The organism is Pseudomonas sp. DF5, from assembly GCF_058148225.1.
Genome location: NZ_JBYVYM010000014.1, coordinates 84,071 through 105,351, shown reverse-complemented (window position 1 = coordinate 105,351; position 21,281 = coordinate 84,071). Strand labels below are relative to the sequence as shown.

The window sequence follows — 21,281 nt, the reverse complement described above, 5'->3', positions numbered from 1 at the left end:
AAACAATAGGCAACGACCAGGATTAAATCACCTGTAACAATTGATAGTTTTTGATACGTTTTTGCGATAACAGAGACAACCTAAAAATTTACAATTAAGGTGACCAATTAAGGAATTAAGGTGACAGATTTATTTTCTACCCCTACTAGGATGGTAGGAAGCTATATGAGTGGACGCCAAACGTAGGTCAGTATCGATATTGACCTTACGCACGCCGTGCTTGATGCCTTCAACAATCTCTTCAACCGGCACGCCGTAGGTTTCTTTGATGTCGCCGCCGTACTGGTTGATGATCGCCAGCCACTCTTGCGGAACCGAAGAGGAACCGTGCATCACCAGGTGGGTGTTCGGGATGCGTTGGTGGGTTCTTGACGCTCTACGATCCCTGTGTCGCCGATGGCCGTGGACTTAAATACGGCGTAGATAAAATGTTGCGTATACGCTACATTTAGCTATAAATGTTACGGAAGCGGAACATGGATTATTTTCTGTTAATCAGCCGTCTTGGCAACCAAATACGCGAAAAACGTATAAATCGCGGTCTGACGCAAGCACAGCTTGCCGACCTCGCGGGGCTGACACGATACAAAGTCATCGCAGTAGAGAAAGGTACTCTGTCTGTCGGCATGATCGCCTATGCTCGCGTCCTTGGCGCTCTGGATTGTGAGCTTGCTGTCGTTCCAGCTGCTATGCCGACCCTTGAAGAGCTTGGGGATTTATTCGAATGAAAATGTCCTCTCTCAAAGTCAGCACGCCCGAGGGGCGTAGCGGCAGGCTTTTCAGCGATGCCGAAGACTTCACATTCCGTTATCACGAAGATGCATCGCCAGAAATGGCTATCAGCTTGTCGATGCCAGTAAGGCATGACGAGTTTCGTCGGCGCGAACTCCATCCTGTTTTTCAGATGAATCTGCCGGAAGGCTATGTATTGGAGCAACTGCGCAATCGATTGGCCAAGACCGTGAATGTCGATCCGATGCTTTTGCTGGCGCTTTCCGGCAGCACTTCGCCCATTGGCAGGGTGCAAGTGCGGTCTGAAACGGTTGACGCCTTGCTGGAGGAGCAACAATTTCCGGGGGAGAAACTCGAAGAGATTCTGACATGGGACGGCACGGGAGATATCTTCGCTGACATTCTTGATCGCTACATCCTGCGTGCCGGCATTTCCGGCGTTCAACCCAAAGTGTTGGTACCGGAACGCCTGGAAACCGGATTGCCACGGGTGACATCGAAAACCTCGGACCTGATTATCAAAAGTGGCCGAGACGAATTTCCCGGTCTGGCAATCAACGAGTTCCTTTGCATGTCCATTGCGAAGGAGGCCGGTATTCCCGTTCCGCCGTTTTACCTTTCCGACAATGCCAAGCTGTTTGTCATGCGTCGCTTTGATCGCGACGACCAGCTCAACCCAATTGGATTTGAAGACATGGCGGTGTTGATGGGGCTATCGGCTAACCAGAAGTACAGCAAAAGCTATGCGGCCATCGCCAAGGCTATTCGTCTGTTCTGCCCGACTAAACATTTACGCACCTCCCTTGATCAACTCTTCGATAGCGTTGCCCTGAGCTGTATTGTCGGGAATGGCGACGCTCATTTGAAAAATTTCGGATTGCTCTATTCCGATCCTACGCAACGCGATGCACGCCTGGCGCCGGCCTACGACATCGTTAACACCACGGCCTATATTCCGGAAGATGTTTTGGCTTTGGATCTGGCGGGCAACAAGTCAATGTTTGCCTCGCGGCAAGGACTGCTTGAGTTTGCGCACACCTGTGAGATCGAGCGACCTCAGGAGCGCATTCAGCAATTGCTTGCCTCGGTTGAAGCAGTACTTGAACGCTATCCTGAGTATCGGGAACAGGCGCCTCATGTGGTCAGTGCCATTGAGCAAGCGACAGCGCCGTTTTCTATGACTTTTGGGTAGTTATTGCGCGCAAAAATCCCCGCCCAGAAAAAACCCGCCTCTCGGCGGGTTTCTTATTCAACGCAGCTTAACGCTCAGGCTCAGTTAACCTTAGCGTTCAACTCACCTTTCAGGTAACGCTGGAACATCGCTTCCAACGAAATCGGCTTGATCTTCGAAGCATTACCGGCAGTACCAAACTGCTCATAACGCGCAATACACACGTCACGCATCGCAGTAACAGTCGCGCCAAAGAACTTACGCGGATCGAATTCGCTCGGGTTGGTGGCCATCAGGCGACGCATCGCGCCAGTGGACGCCAAACGCAGGTCGGTGTCGATGTTGACCTTGCGCACGCCGTGCTTGATGCCTTCGACGATTTCTTCAACCGGTACGCCGTAGGTTTCTTTGATGTCGCCGCCGTACTGGTTGATGATCGCCAGCCACTCTTGCGGAACCGAAGAGGAACCGTGCATCACCAGGTGGGTGTTCGGGATGCGCTTGTGGATTTCCTTGATGCGGTCGATGGCCAGTACGTCGCCGGTAGGTGGCTTGGTGAACTTGTAGGCGCCGTGGCTGGTGCCGATGGCGATGGCCAGGGCGTCGACCTGGGTCTTCTTGACGAAGTCCGCGGCTTCTTCCGGGTCGGTCAGCATTTGGCTGTGATCCAGAACGCCTTCGGCGCCGATGCCGTCTTCTTCACCGGCCATGCCGGTTTCCAGCGAGCCCAGGCAGCCCAGCTCGCCTTCTACCGAAACGCCGCAGGCGTGAGCCATGGCTACGGTTTGTTGGGTAACGCGAACGTTGTAGTCGTAGTCGGTCGGGGTCTTGCCGTCTTCGCCCAGGGAGCCGTCCATCATCACCGAGCTGAAGCCCAGTTGAATGGAGCGCTGGCAGACGTCAGGGCTGGTGCCGTGGTCCTGGTGCATGCACACCGGGATGTGCGGGAATTCTTCGATGGCCGCCAGGATCAGGTGACGCAGGAACGGGGCGCCGGCGTATTTGCGCGCACCGGCCGAAGCCTGGACGATCACCGGGGAGTCAGTCTTGTCAGCGGCTTCCATGATGGCGCGCATCTGCTCAAGGTTGTTGACGTTGAAGGCTGGAACGCCGTAGCCGAACTCGGCTGCGTGGTCCAGCATCTGGCGCATGCTGATAAGTGCCATTGTGTGTCTCTCCCGGTTGAGGGTCGTTAATCGTGCCAGCCTGCCGTAGCGGCGGCGGCTATTCAAGTTATTGCAGTCGGGGATGGCCCGGGCTGCGAATTCGGTACAACAAAAACCTGTGCGTAACGAAGAACCTGTGGCGAGCGAGCTTGCTCGCGTTCGGCTTCGAAGCAGTCGTAAACCCGTCGACTCGGTCCTTCTGAAACACCAAATCGACTGGCTTTGGGACCGCTTCGCGCTCCAGCGGGAGCAAGCTCCCTCGCCACAACAATAGTCCTGCGATCGGCGTTGTTACTGCGCTTTACAACCGCGGCCGATCAAATCATTGGTGGCGACCCAGTACACCAGGCCTTCCTCACCTTTTACGTGAAACGCCAGCATGTCGTTGCTGTACAGCGAACCTTCGGCACCCGGTTCAAGCTTCAGGCGGTAGACCTGGTCGGCGCCGCCCAAACGAACATCGACTTCCTTGCGGCTCACATCAGTGTAGCGCCAGAGCACTTTGGCCTGGCTATCACAGGTCCAGGTGGTCCAGTTGTCCGTTGATTGGGCAGGCTTGAACAGTTCGAAATTCGAACAACCTGCCAGCAATGCCACTGCCGCAACGGCAATAAAGCGTTTCATCCGTGTTCCTCGACTGACAGCACACGCCGCCAGCCCTGAGTTAAAGAGTCAGACCCGTCAAGGGCAGCCATGTTCCTTGGTCGGGGTCTGTGTCTCGTATTTGTCCAGGCCATCGGGCCCGGAACGCTTGTTGATCACCGGATTGGTTTCCGCTTGCCAGTCAGCCTGGTAGCAGCCTTTATCCGACGCGGAAGGCGCGGGTTCCGGCGTGGCTTTCGGGTTGCTCCCGCAAGCCGCCAGCATGCCCGCGGCGATCAACAGCATTAATGTCCTGACCATCTGAACACTCCTTTGCCTGGTCAATTGGGCGACCTCAGGCCTTGGCCCGGCTTTCCAGGACTTCAACGGCCGGCAGCACTTTGCCTTCGACGAATTCGAGGAACGCGCCGCCGCCGGTAGAAATGTAGGAGATTTGATCGGCAACGCCATATTTATCGATGGCTGCCAGGGTGTCGCCACCGCCGGCAATAGAGAACGCCGAGCTTTCAGCGATGGCCTGGGCCAGCACTTTGGTGCCGTTGCCGAACTGGTCGAATTCGAACACGCCCACCGGGCCGTTCCACAGAATGGTCTTGGACGACTTCAGCAGCTCGGCGAAATTCGCCGCGGTCTGTGGGCCGATGTCCAGGATCATGTCGTCTGCAGCCACGTCGGCGATCAGTTTGACAGTCGCGGTCGCGCTTTCAGCGAATTCCTTGGCGACCACCACGTCCACTGGCAATGGCACGCTGACTTTCGCCGCGATTTCACGAGCGGTGTCCAGCAGGTCCGGCTCGTACAGCGATTTGCCAACCGGGTGACCGGCAGCGGCCAGGAAGGTGTTGGCGATGCCGCCACCCACGATCAGCTGGTTGCAGATCTGGCTCAGGCTGTTGAGTACGTCGAGTTTGGTCGACACTTTGGAGCCGGCAACGATGGCGGCCATTGGCTGGGCCGGGGAGCCCAGGGCCTTGCCCAGTGCATCCAGTTCGGCGGCCAGCAATGGGCCAGCAGCGGCGACTTTGGCGAATTTGGCCACGCCATGGGTCGAGCCCTCGGCGCGGTGAGCAGTGCCGAAAGCGTCCATCACGAACACGTCGCACAGAGCGGCGTATTGCTTGGCCAGCTCGTCGGCGTTCTTTTTCTCGCCCTTGTTGAAGCGCACGTTTTCGAACAACACGATGTCGCCGGCTTTGACGTCGACGCCGCCCAGGTAATCGGACACCAGCGGCACGTCACGGCCCAGGGCCTTGCTCAGGTAGTCAGCCACTGGCTTGAGGCTGTTCTCGGCCGAGAACTCGCCTTCGGTCGGACGGCCAAGGTGCGAGCAGACCATCACTGCCGCGCCTTTTTCCAGGGCCAGCTTGATGGTCGGCAGCGAAGCCAGGATACGCGCATCGCTGGTGACAACACCGTCCTTGACTGGGACGTTGAGGTCTTCGCGGATCAGTACGCGCTTACCTTGCAGATCGAGGTCGGTCATCTTCAACACGGTCATGGGTCGCATTTCCTGGATAGCTGTTTTAGAGAGCAGGTTTTTGAAAGACAGATTGTGGAGTAGCAGCTGCTTGTAAATAGTGTTCTGCAACGTCCAGCATTCGATTGGCAAAACCCCATTCGTTGTCGAACCAGGCCAGGATGTTCACCAGCCGTGGGCCGGAAACGCGGGTCTGACTGGCATCGACGATGGCCGAATGTGGGTCATGATTAAAATCACAACTGGCGTGAGGCAACTCGGTGTAGGCCAGAAGGCCTTTGAGCGGGCCATGGGTGGCGGCCTCGCGCAGAATCCGGTTGACCTCGGTGGCGTCGGTATCGCTCACGGTCTGCATCGTAATATCGAGGCAGGACACGTTAACCGTCGGCACCCGCACGGCTTTGGCCTGAATTCGCCCGGCAAGTTCCGGCAGCAGGCGTTCAATGCCTCGCGCCAGACCAGTGGACACCGGAATCACCGACTGGAACGCCGAACGGGTGCGGCGCAGGTCTTCGTGGTGATAGGCGTCGATCACCGGCTGATCGTTCATCGCCGAGTGGATGGTGGTGATCGACACGTATTCCAGACCAATGGCCTGATCCAGCAGACGCAACAGCGGCACGCCGCAGTTGGTGGTGCAAGACGCGTTGGACACCAGCAGCTCGTCGCCGGTCAGGCAATCCTGGTTCACGCCGTAGACGATGGTGGCGTCGACATCCGCCTCGCTGGCCATCGGCTGGGAAAACAGCACCCGTGGCGCACCGGCGTCGAGAAAGCGCTGGCCATCCTGACGGGTGTGATAAGCGCCGGAGCACTCCAGCACCAGATCGACGCCCAACGACGCCCAATCGATGCCTTCGGGGGTGGCACTGCGCAAGACCTTCACGCAGTCGCCCTTAATATGCAGACAATCGCCCTCAACCCTCACTTCACCGGGAAACCGCCCGTGAGTGGAGTCGAAGCGTGTCAGGTATTCGATGCTGGCCATGTCGGCCAGATCATTGATCGCGACAATTTCAAACCCGGCTTTCTCGCCTCGCTCAAACAACGCACGCAAGACGCAACGACCAATTCGGCCGTAGCCGTTGAGTGCAACTTTGTAAGGACGCGGTTGAGGCATGGGGTTCTCGATAAAGCTTGGAAATTTAGTCGCCAGGTCTGCCGCCTTCGCGGGCAAGCCTCGCTCCTACAGATCTTCGTCTGTTTGCTGGATCGGGGTAATCCCGATTCCGCAAAACGACGCGATCCCTTGTAGGAGCGAGGCTTGCCCGCGAAGACGTCAGAACAGATAACGCAACTTCTGGATCAGTCTTCCAGCAGCTCTTCAGCCTGACCCAGGATGTTTTCCAGGGTGAAACCGAACTCTTCGAACAAGGCCGGCGCAGGCGCCGACTCGCCGTAGGTGGTCATGCCGATCACGCGGCCTTCCAGGCCCACGTACTTGTACCAGTAGTCCGCGTGGGCGGCTTCGATGGCGATACGCGCGCTGACCTGCAACGGCAGAACCGATTGCTTGTAGCCGGCGTCCTGGGCTTCGAAGACGCTGGTGCACGGCATCGATACCACACGGACCTTACGGCCTTGCTCGGTCAGTTTATCGAAGGCTTGAACGGCCAGGCCGACTTCCGAGCCGGTGGCGATCAGGATCAGCTCAGGCTCGCCTGCGCAGTCCTTCAAGACGTAACCGCCACGGGCGATCTCTTCGATCTGGATCGCATTGCGGGTTTGGTGCTGCAGGTTCTGACGGGAGAAGATCAGCGCCGAAGGACCGTCGTCACGCTCCAGGGCGAACTTCCAGGCCACCGCCGATTCAACGGCATCGGCCGGACGCCAGGTGTCGAGGTTCGGTGTGCAGCGCAGGCTGGCCAGTTGCTCGATCGGCTGGTGAGTCGGGCCGTCTTCGCCCAGACCGATGGAGTCGTGGGTGAACACGTAGACGATGCGTTTTTTCATCAGCGCCGACATGCGCACTGCGTTGCGGGCGTATTCCATGAACATCAGGAAGGTCGCGCCGTAAGGCACCAGGCCACCGTGCAGGGCCACGCCGTTCATGATCGCGCTCATGCCGAACTCGCGAACGCCGTAGTACATGTAGTTGCCGCTGGCGTCTTCGGCGGTGACGCCTTTGCAACCTTTCCACAGGGTCAGGTTGGAACCGGCCAGGTCAGCCGAACCGCCAAGCAGTTCCGGCAGCAGCGGGCCGAAGGCGTTCAGGGCGTTCTGGCTGGCTTTACGGCTGGCGATGGATTCGCCTTTGGCAGCGACTTCAGCGATGTAGGCTTGGGCCTTCTCGGCGAAATCGGCTGGCAGGTCACCGCTCAGGCGACGAACCAGTTCGTTGGCCAGCTCAGGGAAGGCGGCGGAGTACTCAGCGAAGCGCTGATCCCACTCGGCTTCGGCAGCGCGACCGGCTTCCTTGGCGTCCCACTCGGCATAGATATCAGCCGGAATTTCGAACGGGCCGTGGTTCCACTTCAGCGCTTCACGGGTCAGGGCGATTTCCGCGTCACCCAACGGGGCGCCGTGGCAATCTTCCTTGCCTTGCTTGTTCGGCGAGCCGAAGCCGATGGTGGTCTTGCAGCAGATCAGCGTCGGTTGTGCACTTTTGCGCGCGGTTTCGATGGCGATCTTGATTTCTTCCGGGTCGTGACCGTCGACGTTGCGGATCACTTGCCAGTTGTAGGACTCGAAACGCTTCGGCGTGTCGTCGGTGAACCAGCCTTCGACTTCGCCGTCGATGGAGATGCCGTTGTCATCGTAGAAGGCGATCAGTTTGCCCAGGCCCAGGGTACCGGCCAGGGAGCTGACTTCGTGGGAAATGCCTTCCATCATGCAGCCATCACCCAGGAATACGTAGGTGTGGTGATCGACGACGTTATGGCCAGGACGGTTGAACTGCGCCGCCAGGACTTTTTCCGCCAGGGCGAAACCGACCGCGTTGGCCAGGCCTTGGCCCAGTGGACCGGTGGTGGTTTCAACGCCCGGGGTGTAGCCGAATTCCGGGTGACCCGGGGTGCGGCTGTGCAGCTGGCGGAAGTTTTTCAGGTCATCGATCGACAAGTCGTAGCCGGTCAGGTGCAGCAACGAGTAGATCAACATCGAGCCGTGACCGTTGGACAGCACGAAGCGGTCACGGTCGGCGAACGATGGATTGCTCGGGTTGTGCTTCAGGTAGTCACGCCAAAGTACTTCGGCGATATCCGCCATACCCATAGGGGCACCGGGATGGCCGCTGTTGGCTTTTTGCACGGCATCCATGCTGAGGGCACGAATGGCGTTGGCACGCTCACGACGGCTGGGCATCGCTGATCTCCTGCGGATATTGAATCGAGAGTGAATAAAACGAAACGGAAAAAAGGCGAGCATTTTCCCTCACCGACCCGCCTCGGGGCAATGACAGATAGTCATCCGAAGGCGTTTTTCCAATCGATAACGACGTATTCGGCGGGTGAAACCTTTCCGCTGTCGGTTTGTGGACTGAAACTAACGTTAAGAAGTGCCATCCATCGAGCAATATCAAAACTTTTTGATATTGCTCTTGCGATGATTTCTGACCGTCACTAGACTGCTGGCCTTATGAATCTGCGCGTGCCTTCCATTCAACATGACGATTGCGATGAGCTGGCGGCCCTGTGCAAGGCCGGCGGCGATCCTCTGCGGCTGAATGTATTGCGCGCGCTGGCCAACGATTCGTTCGGCGTTTTGGAACTGGCACAGATCTTCGGCATCGGTCAGTCCGGCATGAGTCATCACCTCAAGGTATTGGCCCAGGCCGACCTGGTGGCGACCCGCCGTGAAGGCAATGCGATTTTCTACCGTCGCGCCCTGCCCCACACCGATCTGCTGGGCGGCAAGCTGCATGCCGCGCTGCTCGAAGAAGTGGACAACCTGACCCTGCCGACTGACGTTCAGGCGCGGATCGGTCAGGTCCACGGGCAACGTGAGGCGGCCAGCCAGGACTTTTTCTCACGGGTCGCGGAGAAGTTTCGCGCCCAGCAAGACTTGATCGCCGGCCTGCCGCAATACCGCGAAAGCGTGGTGGCCCTGCTCGACAAACTGAGCTTCGGCCCCGGCGCCACGGCCATCGAAGTAGGCCCCGGCGATGGCGCTTTTCTGCCGGAGCTGGCGCGTCGCTTCACTCAGGTCACGGCCCTGGACAACAGCCCGGCGATGCTCGAACTGGCCCGTCAGGTCTGCGAACGTGAAACGCTGGCTAACGTCAGCCTGCAATTGGCCGATGCATTGAACGGTGTAAGCCTTCAGGCCGACTGCGTTGTACTGAACATGGTGCTACACCATTTTGCCGCACCGGCCGATGCGCTCAAGCACATGGCCGGCTTGCTGCAACCAGGCGGTAGCCTGTTAGTGACAGAGTTATGTAGCCACAACCAGAGTTGGGCCAGGGAGGCCTGCGGTGATCTCTGGTTGGGGTTTGAACAGGACGATCTGGCCCGTTGGGCCACCGCTGCGGGACTCGTTCCCGGGGAAAGCCTCTATGTAGGCTTACGTAATGGTTTCCAGATACAGGTCCGCCATTTTCAGCGACCGGCTGGCGACACTCACCATCGGTAAATTCAGGAAAAAATCGAGATGAGCGAATACTCCCTCTTCACCTCCGAGTCCGTGTCTGAAGGGCATCCGGACAAAATCGCCGACCAGATTTCCGATGCGGTGCTGGACGCCATCATTGCTGAAGACAAGTTCGCCCGTGTGGCGTGCGAGACTCTGGTGAAAACCGGCGTGGCAATCATCGCAGGTGAAGTCACCACGTCGGCCTGGGTCGATCTGGAAGACATCGTCCGTAACGTGATTCTCGACATCGGCTACAACAGCTCCAATGTCGGCTTCGACGGTGCAACCTGCGGCGTGATGAACATCATCGGCAAGCAGTCCCCCGACATCAACCAGGGTGTTGACCGTGCCAAGCCTGAAGATCAGGGCGCCGGCGACCAGGGCCTGATGTTCGGCTACGCCAGCAATGAAACCGACGTGCTGATGCCAGCACCGATCACCTTCTCGCACCAACTGGTTCAGCGCCAGGCCGAAGCCCGCAAGTCCGGCCTGCTGCCTTGGCTGCGTCCAGACGCCAAGTCGCAAGTGACCTGCCGCTACGAAAACGGCAAGGTTGTCGGTATCGACGCCGTTGTACTGTCGACCCAGCACAACCCGGAAGTGTCCTACAAAGACCTGCGCGAAGGCGTGATGGAACTGATCGTCAAGCACGTGCTGCCTGCCGAGCTGCTGTCCAAGGACACCCAGTTCCACATCAACCCGACTGGCCAGTTCATCATCGGTGGCCCGGTGGGCGACTGCGGCCTGACCGGTCGCAAGATCATCGTTGACAGCTATGGCGGCATGGCCCGTCACGGCGGCGGCGCGTTCTCCGGTAAAGATCCATCGAAGGTTGACCGTTCGGCTGCCTACGCCGGTCGTTATGTGGCCAAGAACATCGTCGCTGCCGGCCTGGCCGAGCGTTGCGAGATTCAGGTTTCCTACGCAATCGGCGTCGCTCAACCGACTTCGATTTCGTTGAACACCTTCGGCACCGGCAAGATCAGCGATGACAAGATCGTCAAACTGGTCCGCGAAGTGTTCGACCTGCGTCCATACGCGATCACCACCATGCTCGACCTGCTGCACCCGATGTACCAGGACACCGCTGCGTACGGCCACTTCGGTCGCACCCCGGAAACCAAAACCGTGGGCGACGATACGTTCACCACGTTCACCTGGGAAAAAACCGACCGCGCCGACGCTCTGCGTGTCGCGGCCGGCCTGTAAGACTTCCCCGGTTGTCAAAAAGCCCCGCACGGTTCGCCGTGCGGGGCTTTTTCATGAAGAAGATCCCACCTCGAAACACGCAGAATTACACCTCCGCACTCCACACCCGAAACCTGACTAGCCTTGAAAGCATCCCAACGAGCAAGGACGCTCTCGATGCTGCCCAACCTGCGCCTGTTTTTCGGTTTCCTGCTGACCCTCACCTGCCTGACCGCCAATGCCGCCGACTGCCCTGATTGGCCGCCGGCCCGCGCTCTGGACGAAATCAACGCACTGCAAAAGCGAATCGACCTCTGGGACGACAGCTATCATCGCGAAGGACGCTCTTTGGTCGCCGATGAACTCTATGATCAATCCCGCATACGACTAAGCGAATGGCGCGAGTGTTTTGACTCAGGCCCTTCAGCCGAACCGTTGCGCACTGCCGGTGGCACGATTGCTCACCCCATTGCCCACACCGGCCTGGAAAAACTGCGCGATGGGCGCGCCGTCGAAGCCTGGTTGAAAAATCGGGATGAGGTCTGGATTCAACCCAAGGTCGACGGCGTGGCAGTGACGTTGATCTATCGCAATGGCTGGCTGCACAAGGCAATCAGTCGCGGTGACGGGGTGACAGGCCACGACTGGACTGCCTCGGCGCGCCAGATCGCCGCCATCCCTCAAAAACTTGCACACCCGCTGGACCTGCTCCTGCAAGGCGAACTCTATTGGCGACTGACCGAACACGTGCAAGCCCAGGCCGGCAGCCTCAATGCCCGCGCCACGGTGGCCGGGTTAATGGCACGCAAGGCGCTGAACCCCGAGCATGCCGCCGGCATCGGCCTGTTTGTCTGGGACTGGCCGCAAGGTCCGGAAAGCCTGCCGGCCCGCGTAGCGGCTCTGGATCAGCTGGGATTCCCGAGCACCGCGCCCTACAGCCAGCCGATCGAGGCATTTGCCGATGCCGAACGCTGGCGCGATCATTGGTATCGCTCGCCCCTGCCCTTTGCCAGCGACGGCGTCGTTTTGCGACAGAATCAGCGCCCACCCGCCGAGCGCTGGCAGGCGAAAACGCCTTTCTGGAGTGTCGCCTGGAAGTACCCCTTCGCCCAGGCGCTGGCCGAGGTGCGCAAGGTCCACTTCAAGATTGGACGGACCGGCCGGATCACACCGGTGCTGGATCTGGCACCGGTGATGCTCGATGACCGGCAGATCAAGCGCGTCAGTGTCAGTTCTCTGCAGCGCTGGGAGGCGCTGGACATTCGTCCCGGCGATCAGGTCGCCATCAGCCTCGCAGGGCTGACCATCCCCAGGCTCGACGGTGTCGTACTGCGCAGCACCGAACGCCCTGAATTGAACGTACCGTTGGCAGCCGATTTTCATCCTTCAAGTTGCTGGCAACCAACACCCGGATGCGAAAGCCAGTTCCTCGCACGCCTGGCCTGGCTCAGTGGCAAACAGGGGCTGGCCTTGCCGCATGTCGGGCCAGGCACCTGGGAGAAGCTGCTCAAGGCCGAACGTCTCGACAGTCTGCTCGATTGGTTGACCCTCGATGAGCAAGAGCTTGCTAACATTGACGGCTTCGGCGAGCGCAGCAGTGCTCGTCTTTTGAACAGTTTCAACAGCGCCCGGCAACGGCCGTTCGCTCGCTGGCTCAAAGCCCTGGGCTTGCCGCCGACCGGCCAGGCACAACTCGCCGATTCATGGCAGGTGCTGGCGCAACGAAACACCGAACAATGGCAGGCCGAAGCCGGCATCGGCCCGGGACGCGCGGCGCAATTGAGCGCATTTTTCCGCGATCCGCAGGTCCTGGCCTTGAGCGAGACATTACGTGTTGCCGGAATTGACGGTTTTTAGCAGCCGGCGACGCCCGCCAGCCCGGGAACCCAAAGGGGCCGATGCGCTCAAACAGCCCATCGCTACATCGAATTTTTCACCTGGAGCTTTTATGAAACTTCTTTCAGCGCTCGCCGTGTTGACCCTGTGCAGCGTGATGGCCGCTCCATTAATGGCCGACGAAGACGCCCCGGGCCTGACCGGCTGCGCCGCCAAAAAACAAGGCATCATCAACCAGATCGAACTGGCCAAATCTCACGGCAACGCCGATCAACAGGCAGGCCTGGAAACCGCCCTGAGCGAAGTTACCGCCCATTGCACCGACGCTTCCTTGAAGAAGGAACGGGAAAACAAGGTGCTCGACGCCAAGCACGAAGTCAGCCGGCGTCAGGCCGACCTCGACAAGGCGATGAAAAAAGGCGACGCCGAGAAGATCAACAAACGCAAAGACAAACTGGCTCAATCGCGCAAGGATTTACAGGACGCGCTCGACGAGCTGGATAAGTAATCCGGTTTGAACACGCCACCTCAATGATCCCGAAACTCTTTATGGCAGGCACTACAGGCGTCTTCGACTTTCTGCACCGCCGGCCCCAGGTTGCTGGCCTTGTAGGGTTGAACCTGGCTGGCGATCACCAGTTCACCGGTGGCGCCTTCAAGGGTGCGGGCCATTTCCTGGAAGCGTGCCTGCTTCTGCCAGACATCGTCCTTGGCGCTGGTGTGATCTTCTTCGCGCACCTGCGGGAAATGCTTCCACGGCTCATGGGACAACGCGTCGAGCTTCACGGCACCATCGGCGAATTTCGGGCCATCGAACGGAATACGCCCACGCAACATGCCACCCAGGTCTTCGCCGGTCTTGAGCATTTGCTTGAAGATCGCCTTGCGCTGGCCAAGAGGCGAGTTCGGGTCGACACCGCCGCAGGCGGACAAGGTCAGGCAGGCCAGCAATACAACAGAGAGTCTTTTAAGAGTCATGGTGGCTTCAGATCACTGGAAACGGCGGCCAGTATCCTCGCGTCACCGGCAAAGACCAATAGCCCTATTATCAATACGGGTTGTTTGAGCGCATGGAGCACTCAGGCAACCGGCAAAGGAATTACTCCATGAACAGCCGTTTCAAGGCGTGGCGTCACAACCTGGCCTGGACCCTTCCAATGGTGGCCGTGCTTGCGGGCTGCACCGGTGGCGACAGCAGCACACCGAAAACCCACGCACTGGCGACCTACTCCAGCGCTACCTGGGAAGCCCTTCCAGCGGTGTCCGACAACGACCTCGTCGCCGGTTTTGGCTCGTGGCGCAGCGCCTGCACCCGACTCAAGGCCGACCCGGTCTGGGGTGGCACCTGTGCCGCTTCCGCCAACGTGCAGCCAACCGCCAGCGACATCCGTGGTTTTCTCAAACAGAACCTCGACGTCTACGGCCTGCGCGCCGCCAATGACAACCCCAACGGCCTGATCACCGGCTATTACGAACCGGCGTATCCCGGCAGCCTGACCCAGACCAAGGAGGCGAACATCCCGGTGTACGGCGTGCCCGAGGACATGATCATCGTCTCGCTGGACAGTATCTACCCGGAACTCAAGGGCAAGCGCCTGCGTGGACGGCTCGAAGGTCGTGTACTCAAGCCTTACGACGATGCGGCGACCATTGAAACCAAAGGCGTGAAGGCGCCGGTGATTGCCTGGCTGACCGACCCGATGAACCTGCAGTTTCTGCAAATCCAGGGTTCGGGACGCATCCAGCTCGATGATGGCCGTCAATTGCGCATCGGTTATGCCGACCAGAACGGCCACCCCTATCGACCTATTGGCCGCTGGCTGGTGGATCAGGGCGAGCTGAAGAAAGAAGAGGTGACCATGAGCGCCATCGATAACTGGGCCAAGGCCAATCCAACGCGCATTCCCGAACTGCTCGGCAGCAACCCCAGCTACGTGTTCTTCAATCGCAATCCGGACAGCAACGAAGGGCCGCGCGGCTCGCTGAATGTGCCATTGACCGCAGGTTATAGCGCGGCAGTGGATCGCAAGGTGATTCCGCTCGGCAGCTTGTTGTGGTTATCGACGACGCGACCGGACGGCAGCGCACTGGTGCGTCCGGTAGCCGCTCAAGATACCGGCGGCGCGATTGCCGGCGAGGTCCGCGCAGACCTGTTCTGGGGCACGGGCGAGGCGGCCGGGCAATTGGCCGGCGACATGAAACAGCAGGGGCAGATCTGGATGCTCTGGCCTAAAGGGGCGGCGTTGCCTCAGGTGCCGCAGGTGGCTGACAAACTTTAGAAGCAAACGATCGCAGGCTGCGCCAGCGCCAGCATCGAGAGCGTTCGTCGCAATGTCGCGAATGAACATCGATCCCGCCAGGAAATGGCGCAGCCAGCGATCCTTTGATCTTGCCGTTAAACAGACACCACAAAGAAACTGACGATCAACCCCATGCCTATGGCCCACACCAGCGACCGCAGAATCGCCCAGTCCGCCAGATAGCAAATGATGTACAGCAGCCGACTGGTGATGAACAGCACCGACAGCACATTGATCGTCACCAGCTCTGCATTGCCAGCCAGATGAGCCACGATCACCGCCGCGGCAAACGCCGGGGTCACTTCGAAGCTATTCAACTGCGCCGAATGCGCACGCCTGGCCACGCCTTCGAGCGAATCCAGAAACACCCTTGGGTCGTGATTCTGTTTCAACCCGAACTTGCCACCGCTGAACCTGGCGACGGCTGCGCACAGATAAGGCAAGCAGATCGCAATCAAAATGCACCACAGAGCAACCGTCATAACGCAGTCCCTTCTTCAAGTTATAGAGAATCGAATTCCATCAGCGGCGACTAAAACTTCATCACCAACATGCCGATCAATACCAGTCCACAGGCTAAGAGCCGTGGCCTGCCAAAAGGTTCTTTGAGGTAGCGCATACCGAACAGCACCACCAGAATCACGCTGATCTCGCGCAGCGCCGCCGCCTCGGCAATTGAACCGAGCTGCATGGCCCACAGCACCAGAGCGTAGCTGAACAATACGCAGAACCCGACCGCCAACCCCAACCGCCACTGCTCACGCCAGAACAGCATGAACGCCGGGCGTTTGCGCACCAGCGCCAGCAATGGGAACGGCCAGGCACTGAGCAATGTCACCCAAACCAGGTAGTCCAGCGGATGGGACCAGCGCCGCAAGGCCTGGCCATCGATGAACGTGTAGCAACCGATGCACAGCCCGATCAGCGCCACCACCGGCAGCATCGACCACGGCAGGCGCACCCCGCCACCGCCCTGCCAGAGCAGGCACACCATGCCGAACGGGATCAGCAAAATCCCGAAGATCTGCTGAGCCGTCAGCACTTCTCCGGCGAAGATCAGCGTCAGTGCCAGCACCACCAGCGGCGACAAGCCGCGCATCAACGGATAGACCAGACCGAGATCGCCGACCCGATAGGCCTGGATCAACAGGTAGCGATAGAGCAACTCGAATGCCGCCGACGCAAGAATCCACGGCCACATATCCAGTGGCGGCAGCGCCACGAAGGGCAGCATCAGCGCGACAAACAGCAACGCCACGCTGTCCATGCAGGCCACCACCAACAGCCGCTCCGCGCTGAACTTGATCAGGGTATTCCACGCCGCATGCAACAGCGCCGCCACCAACACCAGAACCGTCGCAAGCACGGCACGCTCCTTGTATTACCCCGCTGCATCGCGGGACAGAGATTTGATTCGCCATATGTCCGCAGCTGTTTATACTGCAAGCGACCACGCCGCACTCAGTTGCGCACAGACTAATTCCAATAATTCCTGCCCCTGCCCGCTCTCATCGAGAACGGTCGTCGGCCTGCGTATGCCTGATCAAAGCGTCAAGACTACCGACAGAGACCTTGCGCATGCCACTCGCCTTGCTTGCACTGGCCGTTGCCGCTTTCGGCATCGGCACCACTGAGTTCGTCATCATGGGCTTGCTGCCCGATGTCGCCCGCGACCTCGCCGTGAGCATTCCTCACGCCGGCCTGCTCATCACCGGTTACGCCCTGGGCGTGGTGTTCGGCGCGCCGATTCTCGCGGTCGGCACCGCCAACATGCCGCGTAAAGCCACACTGCTGGGCATGACGCTGATGTTCATTCTCGGCAACATCCTCTGCGCCCTGGCGCCGAACTACGCCACATTGATGGCCGCACGAGTGATCACCGCGCTGTGCCATGGCGCGTTTTTCGGCATCGGTTCAGTGGTGGCGGCCAGTCTGGTGGCACCGAACAAACGAGCCCAGGCGATTGCCATGATGTTCACCGGCCTGACCTTGGCCAACGTGCTGGGCGTGCCATTGGGCACTGCGCTGGGGCAATACGCCGGCTGGCGCTCGACCTTCTGGGCGGTGTCGGTGATCGGTGTGATTGCGGCGGTTGCGCAGTGGGTCTGGCTGCCGAAAGAAATCCCCATGGACAAGGCCAACCTGGCCAGCGAGTTCAAAGTGCTGGGCAAGGTCAATGTGCTGCTGGCGCTGGGCATGAGCGTGCTGGCGTCCACCAGCCTGTTCAGCGTGTTCACTTACATTGCGCCGATCCTGCAGGACATCACCGGCGTCAGTCCGCATGGCGTAACCATCATGTTGCTGTTGTTCGGGGTCGGCTTGACCGGGGGCAGCATGCTCGGCGGCCGATTGGCGGACAGTCGCTTGCTGCCTTCGCTGGTGGGGATGACATTGGCCGTGGCCATCGTACTGGCCGCCTTCAGCCAGACCAGCCATTCAGTGATACCGGCGGCGATCACGCTGGTGTTGTGGGGCATCTTCGCCTTCGCGCTGTGCCCGATCCTGCAATTGCTGATCATCGATCAGGCCCATGAAGCGCCGAACCTCGGGTCGACCTTGAATCAAAGCGCATTCAATCTCGGCAACGCCGCCGGGGCGTGGATTGGCGGGCTGGTGGTGGCCGGTGGCGCGGACCTGGCGGACTTGCCGTGGACCGGCGCACTGGTCAGCGTGTTCACGCTGCTGACGGCGCTGTTCTTCATCTACCTGCAACGTCGCAGTGCTGCCGCGATCAATGTGTCTGGGTAAATCCAAGGCGCATCCATGTGTGCGGGCTTGCTCGCGAAGGCGGTGTATCAGGCGACATCAATCTTGACTGTGCCGCAGCCTTCGTGAGCAAGCCCGCTCCCACAGGTTTCGCACTTCATTTTTTGATCTTTTGCGGCTCGCGCTCCTGGCTTTGCTGAGCAGAGGACTTCGGCGGCCCGCTTTCACTGCGGATCTGCGCGTGACTGATCAGCGCGAAGATAAAACTGCCGCCGATGATGTTCCCCACCAGTGTGGGACCTGCAAATACCAGCCAGAAATCCTTCCACGGCAATTCGCCGGCAAACACCAGGTACGAAACCTCGACCGATCCGACCACGATGTGGGTGAAATCGCCCAGCGCCATGAAATAGGTGATGAGGATGATGATCCACATCTTGGCGCTTTCCATGGACGGGATCATCCAGACCATGGTGGCGATCATCCAGCCGGAGATGATGCCTTTGGCGAGCATCTTGCCGGCATCGTTCTCCATGACCTTGCGCCCGATCTCAAGGAAGGCCAGATCGGTCTTGCTGTCGAAAATCGGCAGATGCAGCATCACATACGCCACCAGCAAGGTGCCGCAGAGGTTGCCCACCAGCACCACGGTCCACAGGCGCAGCAACCGACCGACATTACCCAGCGTTGGCTTGCTCATGATCGGCAGCACGGCTGTCAGGGTGTTTTCGGTGAAGAGTTGCTGACGGGCGAGAATCACCGCGAGAAAACCTGCGCAGTAACCGAAGCTGGCGATCACTTTGAAGCCTTCGCCGTCCGGCAAACGCGAATTGAGCAGCCCCATGCCCATCAGCGACAGGCCCATGGTCAGGCCGGCCGCCAGGGCCGACCACCACAGCGCCGCAACGCTGCGCTCGAGTTCCTGATCGCCTTGGGTGCGAATGATTTCGTGCAGCACCGCCGCGCGCGGGGGCTGGTTCTTGTCGACCTCGCGCTGTTCCTGTGCCGAGAGCTCCGGGGTCTTGCCGTCTTTGGGCGTGTCCATAAGGCTGCTCCTGAACCGGTGGCGTGTCGTTTACGTACGACACGCGGGGTTCGGAGCTGTTCACTACCCGGGGGTACGCAGCAAACCCTGTGGCGAGGGAGCTTGCTCCCGCTCGGCTGCGAAGCAGTCGTAAGCTGACGTGAAGCCTGCCTGAAAGAACCCAATGACAGATTTCAGGGCCGCTTCGCGCTGGAGCGCCAGCCCGGTCCAACGGGAGCAAGCTCCCTCGCCACAGAAACAACAATCACCCGCCGATCTCGTCATCCTTGAACTGATCCTTGACGTACCTGATCTCGGTCCGGCCGTGCGGCATGGGCAGGCCGTCTTCGCCCAGGTTCACGAACACCATCTTCTCTACCGTCAAGATGCTCTTGCGAGTGATCTTGTTGCGCACTTCGCAGGTCAGGGTGATCGAGGTGCGACCGAACTCGGTGGCGGTGATGCCCAGCTCGATGATGTCGCCCTGACGCGAGGCGCTGACGAAGTTGATTTCGGAAATGTACTTGGTGACCACGCGCTGATTGCCCAACTGAACGATGGCGTAGATCGCCGCTTCTTCGTCGATCCAGCGCAGCAGGCTGCCGCCGAACAGCGTGCCGTTGGGGTTGAGGTCTTCGGGTTTTACCCATTTGCGGGTGTGGAAATTCATACTCACTCCTGACCGTCTTGCCGATTGATGCCGGCCATCATGGCAGAGCCCGGACTAGAGCTCTATCAAGCATCGACTATGGCCTCGATTACCGTTCGGACATTGACCAACAGAAACGCTTTGGAAGATCAGCATAGCCCGCTATAATCGCCCCCGTTTCAAAACGGTAATGTTCACTTGCTACCGTTTTCCCGCCACCTGTCCGAGGGGCGCTGCAGCAGGTTCATCCTGTCAGGCTCGGATGGGGCGTTGACTGGCCACGGCCAGACACTAAACGCACAACGGCGCCCATTCGCATACATTACGAATGGAGGCTCTTCATGAGCGCTGTTATCACGCCTGCAGATTTTAACGATTACAAAGTCGCCGACATGTCCCTGGCTGCCTGGGGCCGTCGCGAAACCATCATCGCCGAATCCGAAATGCCAGCCCTGATGGGTCTGCGCCGCAAGTACTCCGTGGAGCAACCGCTCAAGGGCGCGAAGATTCTCGGCTGCATCCACATGACCATTCAGACTGCCGTGCTGATCGAAACCCTGGTTGCCCTGGGTGCCGAAGTACGCTGGTCGTCCTGCAACATTTTCTCGACTCAGGATCAGGCCGCCGCTTCCATCGCTGCTGCCGGCATCCCGGTTTTCGCCTGGAAAGGCGAGACTGAAGAAGAGTACGAGTGGTGCCTGGAGCAAACCATCCTCAAGGATGGCCAGCCTTGGGATGCCAACATGATCCTCGACGATGGCGGCGACCTGACCGAGCTGCTGCACAAGAAGTACCCACAAGTACTGGATCGCGTTCACGGCGTCACCGAAGAAACCACCACCGGCGTTCACCGCCTGCTGGACATGCTGGCCAAGGGCGAGCTGAAAATCCCGGCCATCAACGTCAACGACTCGGTGACCAAGAGCAAGAACGACAACAAGTACGGCTGCCGTCACAGCCTGAACGACGCGATCAAGCGCGGCACCGACCACCTGCTGTCCGGCAAGCAAGCGCTGGTCATCGGTTACGGTGACGTGGGCAAGGGCTCGGCCCAGTCCCTGCGTCAGGAAGGCATGATCGTTAAAGTCTCCGAAGTCGACCCGATCTGCGCCATGCAAGCCTGCATGGACGGTTTCGAACTGGTTTCGCCGTTCATCGACGGTATCAACAACGGTACAGAAGCGAGCATCGACAAAGCGCTGCTGGGCAAGATCGACCTGATCGTGACCACTACCGGTAACGTCAATGTTTGCGACGCAAACATGCTCAAAGCCCTGAAGAAACGCGCTGTTGTCTGCAACATCGGTCACTTCGACAACGAAATCGACACCGCTTTCATGCGCAAGAACTGGGCATGGGAAGAAGTGAAGCCGCAGGTTCACAAGGTTCACCGCACCGGTCCAGGCGCTTTCGACGCTCAGAACGACGACTACCTGATCCTGCTGGCTGAAGGCCGTCTGGTTAACCTGGGTAACGCCACTGGTCACCCAAGCCGCATCATGGACGGTTCGTTCGCCAACCAGGTTCTGGCGCAGATCTTCCTGTTCGGCCAGAAGTACGCCGACCTGTCGCCAGCCCAGAAAGCCGAGCGCCTGACCGTTGAAGTACTGCCGAAGAAACTCGACGAAGAAGTGGCCCTGGAAATGGTCCGCGGTTTCGGTGGCGTGGTCACTCAACTGACCAAGCAACAGGCTGACTACATCGGCGTCACCGTCGAAGGCCCGTTCAAGCCGCACGCTTACCGCTACTGATCGGTCCAGCAGTCCGCTCCCCATGGGAGCGGACTTATGCAGGAACCACGCTTCCTGTAGGAGCGAAGCTTGCTCGCGAACGCTTCACCGCGGTGCTGCTGAAAGA

At 59.3% G+C, this 21,281-nt stretch carries 20 protein-coding genes, 1 pseudogene and 1 riboswitch; of the genes and pseudogenes, 9 read left to right on the top strand and 12 right to left on the bottom strand.

The genetic code is table 11. From position 1 onward, the window contains the following. Nucleotides 1-168: 168 nt before the first annotated feature. Nucleotides 169-378: pseudogene (locus AC30D7_RS15085) on the bottom strand (class II fructose-bisphosphate aldolase); the annotation flags it as partial. A 98-nt stretch (nucleotides 379-476) separates the two neighbouring features. Between AC30D7_RS15085 and AC30D7_RS15080 the strand changes: the two are divergent. Both AC30D7_RS15080 and AC30D7_RS15075 read left to right on the top strand, forming a co-directional pair. Beyond that, on the top strand, nucleotides 477-728 hold the full coding sequence (locus AC30D7_RS15080) for a helix-turn-helix domain-containing protein (RefSeq protein WP_064620880.1): 252 nt from the start codon (nucleotides 477-479) through the stop codon (nucleotides 726-728). Then, nucleotides 725-1,924, top strand: coding sequence for a type II toxin-antitoxin system HipA family toxin (locus tag AC30D7_RS15075; protein WP_490134590.1), 1,200 nt, complete (start codon nucleotides 725-727; stop codon nucleotides 1,922-1,924). Before AC30D7_RS15080 ends, AC30D7_RS15075 begins: the two co-directional genes overlap by 4 nt. 80 nt (nucleotides 1,925-2,004) lie before the next feature. Here AC30D7_RS15075 and fba read toward each other — a convergent pair whose 3' ends face one another. The 6 genes from fba to tkt form a co-directional block, all read right to left on the bottom strand. Beyond that, the gene (gene fba / locus AC30D7_RS15070) at nucleotides 2,005-3,069 is read right to left on the bottom strand and encodes a class II fructose-bisphosphate aldolase (protein WP_064620888.1); all 1,065 of its coding nucleotides are present in this window, start codon (nucleotides 3,067-3,069) and stop codon (nucleotides 2,005-2,007) included. Between the two features lie 291 nt (nucleotides 3,070-3,360). Then, on the bottom strand, nucleotides 3,361-3,693 hold the full coding sequence (locus tag AC30D7_RS15065) for an MliC family protein (RefSeq protein ID WP_064620891.1): 333 nt from the start codon (nucleotides 3,691-3,693) through the stop codon (nucleotides 3,361-3,363). Between the two features lie 57 nt (nucleotides 3,694-3,750). Beyond that, the gene (locus AC30D7_RS15060; RefSeq protein ID WP_064620894.1) at nucleotides 3,751-3,972 is read right to left on the bottom strand and encodes a hypothetical protein; all 222 of its coding nucleotides are present in this window, start codon (nucleotides 3,970-3,972) and stop codon (nucleotides 3,751-3,753) included. A 34-nt stretch (nucleotides 3,973-4,006) separates the two neighbouring features. Continuing rightward, nucleotides 4,007-5,170 carry a phosphoglycerate kinase gene (locus AC30D7_RS15055; protein WP_490134589.1) on the bottom strand — a complete coding sequence of 388 codons (1,164 nt, stop codon included), beginning with the start codon at nucleotides 5,168-5,170 and terminating at the stop codon, nucleotides 4,007-4,009. A gap of 25 nt (nucleotides 5,171-5,195) precedes the next feature. Further along, the gene (gene epd, locus AC30D7_RS15050; RefSeq protein ID WP_490134588.1) at nucleotides 5,196-6,269 is read right to left on the bottom strand and encodes an erythrose-4-phosphate dehydrogenase; all 1,074 of its coding nucleotides are present in this window, start codon (nucleotides 6,267-6,269) and stop codon (nucleotides 5,196-5,198) included. A 185-nt stretch (nucleotides 6,270-6,454) separates the two neighbouring features. Then, on the bottom strand, nucleotides 6,455-8,452 hold the full coding sequence (gene tkt, locus AC30D7_RS15045) for a transketolase (protein WP_490134587.1): 1,998 nt from the start codon (nucleotides 8,450-8,452) through the stop codon (nucleotides 6,455-6,457). Nucleotides 8,453-8,725: 273 nt separating this feature from the next. Between tkt and AC30D7_RS15040 the strand changes: the two genes are divergently transcribed. From AC30D7_RS15040 to AC30D7_RS15025, 4 genes are all read left to right on the top strand, one after another. Further along, nucleotides 8,726-9,721, top strand: coding sequence for an ArsR/SmtB family transcription factor (locus AC30D7_RS15040; protein ID WP_490134586.1), 996 nt, complete (start codon nucleotides 8,726-8,728; stop codon nucleotides 9,719-9,721). A gap of 18 nt (nucleotides 9,722-9,739) precedes the next feature. After that, entirely contained in the window at nucleotides 9,740-10,930 is a 1,191-nt protein-coding gene (gene metK, locus AC30D7_RS15035) for a methionine adenosyltransferase (protein WP_028939060.1), read from the top strand. 156 nt (nucleotides 10,931-11,086) lie between these two features. Further along, on the top strand, nucleotides 11,087-12,766 hold the full coding sequence (gene ligB, locus AC30D7_RS15030) for an NAD-dependent DNA ligase LigB (RefSeq protein ID WP_490134585.1): 1,680 nt from the start codon (nucleotides 11,087-11,089) through the stop codon (nucleotides 12,764-12,766). 91 nt (nucleotides 12,767-12,857) lie between these two features. Continuing rightward, on the top strand, nucleotides 12,858-13,253 hold the full coding sequence (locus AC30D7_RS15025) for a DUF1090 domain-containing protein (protein ID WP_490134584.1): 396 nt from the start codon (nucleotides 12,858-12,860) through the stop codon (nucleotides 13,251-13,253). 20 nt (nucleotides 13,254-13,273) lie between these two features. Here the strand turns inward: AC30D7_RS15025 and AC30D7_RS15020 are convergent, their stop codons facing one another. Continuing rightward, entirely contained in the window at nucleotides 13,274-13,723 is a 450-nt protein-coding gene (locus AC30D7_RS15020) for a c-type cytochrome (protein WP_026286618.1), read from the bottom strand. 128 nt (nucleotides 13,724-13,851) lie between these two features. On the opposite strand from AC30D7_RS15020, the gene mltA reads away from it, so the two are divergent. Then, nucleotides 13,852-15,024, top strand: a complete 1,173-nt coding sequence (gene mltA / locus AC30D7_RS15015) for a murein transglycosylase A (protein ID WP_490134583.1) — start codon at nucleotides 13,852-13,854, stop codon at nucleotides 15,022-15,024. Nucleotides 15,025-15,140: 116 nt separating this feature from the next. On the opposite strand, the gene AC30D7_RS15010 is transcribed toward mltA, so the two are convergent. Beyond that, nucleotides 15,141-15,527, bottom strand: a complete 387-nt coding sequence (locus AC30D7_RS15010; RefSeq protein ID WP_490134582.1) for an MAPEG family protein — start codon at nucleotides 15,525-15,527, stop codon at nucleotides 15,141-15,143. A 50-nt stretch (nucleotides 15,528-15,577) separates the two neighbouring features. After that, nucleotides 15,578-16,411, bottom strand: a complete 834-nt coding sequence (locus tag AC30D7_RS15005; RefSeq protein ID WP_490134581.1) for an EamA family transporter — start codon at nucleotides 16,409-16,411, stop codon at nucleotides 15,578-15,580. 212 nt (nucleotides 16,412-16,623) lie between these two features. On the opposite strand from AC30D7_RS15005, the gene AC30D7_RS15000 reads away from it, so the two are divergent. Next, entirely contained in the window at nucleotides 16,624-17,793 is a 1,170-nt protein-coding gene (locus tag AC30D7_RS15000) for an MFS transporter (RefSeq protein ID WP_490134580.1), read from the top strand. A 115-nt stretch (nucleotides 17,794-17,908) separates the two neighbouring features. Here the strand turns inward: AC30D7_RS15000 and AC30D7_RS14995 are convergent, their stop codons facing one another. Both AC30D7_RS14995 and AC30D7_RS14990 read right to left on the bottom strand, forming a co-directional pair. Beyond that, nucleotides 17,909-18,796, bottom strand: coding sequence for a formate/nitrite transporter family protein (locus tag AC30D7_RS14995; protein ID WP_490134579.1), 888 nt, complete (start codon nucleotides 18,794-18,796; stop codon nucleotides 17,909-17,911). Between the two features lie 244 nt (nucleotides 18,797-19,040). After that, nucleotides 19,041-19,445, bottom strand: coding sequence for an acyl-CoA thioesterase (locus AC30D7_RS14990; RefSeq protein WP_018928741.1), 405 nt, complete (start codon nucleotides 19,443-19,445; stop codon nucleotides 19,041-19,043). Between the two features lie 198 nt (nucleotides 19,446-19,643). Next, nucleotides 19,644-19,742: riboswitch (S-adenosyl-L-homocysteine riboswitch) on the top strand. Nucleotides 19,743-19,765: 23 nt separating this feature from the next. Here AC30D7_RS14990 and ahcY point away from each other — a divergent pair. Next, nucleotides 19,766-21,175, top strand: coding sequence for an adenosylhomocysteinase (gene ahcY, locus AC30D7_RS14985; RefSeq protein ID WP_018928740.1), 1,410 nt, complete (start codon nucleotides 19,766-19,768; stop codon nucleotides 21,173-21,175). Nucleotides 21,176-21,281 lie beyond the last annotated feature (106 nt).